Origin of the sequence: Sphingobium tyrosinilyticum, assembly GCF_042654265.1 — a bacterium.
Taxonomy (GTDB): domain Bacteria; phylum Pseudomonadota; class Alphaproteobacteria; order Sphingomonadales; family Sphingomonadaceae; genus Sphingobium; species Sphingobium tyrosinilyticum.
In genome coordinates this window covers 1-1,682 of the sequence record NZ_JBHSFZ010000002.1, presented here as the reverse complement: position 1 = coordinate 1,682, position 1,682 = coordinate 1, and the positions used below count along the sequence as shown (strand labels likewise).

General features: G+C 61.6%; 1 protein-coding gene. It reads right to left on the bottom strand.

The window, feature by feature from the left end; all coding sequences use genetic code 11:
* Nucleotides 1-177 precede the first annotated feature (177 nt).
* On the bottom strand, nt 178-1,596 hold the full coding sequence (locus tag ACFO3E_RS01765) for an ISNCY family transposase (protein WP_066529536.1): 1,419 nt from the start codon (nt 1,594-1,596) through the stop codon (nt 178-180).
* Nucleotides 1,597-1,682: the final 86 nt, after the last annotated feature.

Genomic DNA, 1,682 nt, shown 5'->3' with positions numbered 1-1,682 from the left:
TTGTTCCTGCCGGTTAGAAAAGGCACAATCTCCGCAAATTAGAGATGTCACTTTTTGAAGACAGCAGGGGCTGCGTGGAGCCCTCGGGATAGCGCAGCGCAGACCCTGCTGGAAGCGTGACGTCGAGGGGAGGGGCATGGACCCGCTGCGCAGGCAGCGGGCTCGGTCAGAGCCGGTTTAGCGGGCCTTCACGAACTCCAGCGTGCCGCGCGCCTGTAGTTCGGCCCGGCTGAGCCGCGGGCCGCGCTTGAGCTTGGGACCGCCCAACCGGCGTCCATCGATCTTCACCGGTGCCTCCGGTTCAGGGAATAGATGAGAGGGCTGGTCACGGCGGGCAGGGGCATTGTTGTTGCGCTGCCGGTGATGCGGCGCGATCGCCTGGATTTGTTTCGCCAGCTGCAGCGCCGCGTCGAGATGACGGTTGTCCACGATCGCCGGCTGTTTCACCTGTCGCATCTTGTCGAACTGACGGTAGGGGAGGACATGACCCTCATGCTGGATCTCCAGTCGACCATCGGGATATTCGCACACCATCACCCGCTTGCGCACGAGCTTCCTGGCGATCTCGGTCGGTTCCAGGATGAACATCGCCTTGTTGTAATGGAGCGTCAGCGCAGCAGTGACACTCCGCTGTTCGCGCCACACCATGATCTCGCGCAGATCGTCATGCGGGGCAAGCGGACGGTGGAGATCGCGGCTGTCGAAAGCGGGGCGCGCAAAGCGGGCATTGTGGCGAACCAAATAGCCCGGCAGAAAGGCGTTCGCTTCTTCGATCGACGATATGCCCTCCAGCCGCATCGCCTTGACCAGCCGGTCCTGCAGCGTGCCGTTGGCCCGCTCGACCCGGCCCTTGGCCTGCGGCGAGTTGGCGCAGATGATCTCGATGTTCAGCGCATCAAGCGCGCGGCCGAAATGCGTCATGCCGTCGCCGCGCGCCGCGCTGGCGCGGGAATTACGAAAGACGCTGTGCTGATCGGAGTAGAAGGCCACCGGCTTGCCGTGCCGCTCGATATACGCCCGGGTCGCTTCCATATAGGAAAAGGTACTCTCGCTCTCGACCATCTGCAGATGCATCAGCTCACTGGTCGCGTCGTCGATATAGACGAGCAGGGTGCATTGCGGACCACGATCTTCGAACCACCAATGCTTCGAGCCATCGATCTGGACCAGTTCGCCCCGGCAATCTCGGCGGTAACGCGGCTGATACGGGCGCGGGCGACGCGTCGCACGATCTTTCCACAGACCAGCCTCGATCATCAGCTTGCGCAGCGTCTCACGGGAAATATGCACATCATGGCGCTCCGCCAGATACTCGGCAGCCAGCGTCGGCCCAAAATCATGATAATGCTCCCGGACCAACGCAATCGCGTGGTTGCGAAACCCGTCGCCAAGCCAACGGTTGCTACGGCGTCCACGGCGACGTGAAACCAAGCCCGGAGCACCGTCCGTGCGCATGCGTATCAGCAATCGGTAAACCTGCCGCCGCGACAAACCGAGCAGCGTTGCTGCATCCTCAGCTCGCAACTCCCGGCGTTCAACACGTAGCAGCGTATCAAAGCGTGTAAGCTCACCATGGCTCATGGATACCACCGTCATCCGCGTACTCCCTGCATCCAGGGAGCACCATGCCACCAGTGACATCTCTAATTTGCAGAGGGTGACATTTCTAAATGGCGCTTACA

Coding starts and splice junctions, on each gene's coding strand:
- ACFO3E_RS01765 (WP_066529536.1), bottom strand. CDS start 1,596: ATGACGGTGGTATCCATGAGCCATGGTGAGCTTACACGCTTTGATACG.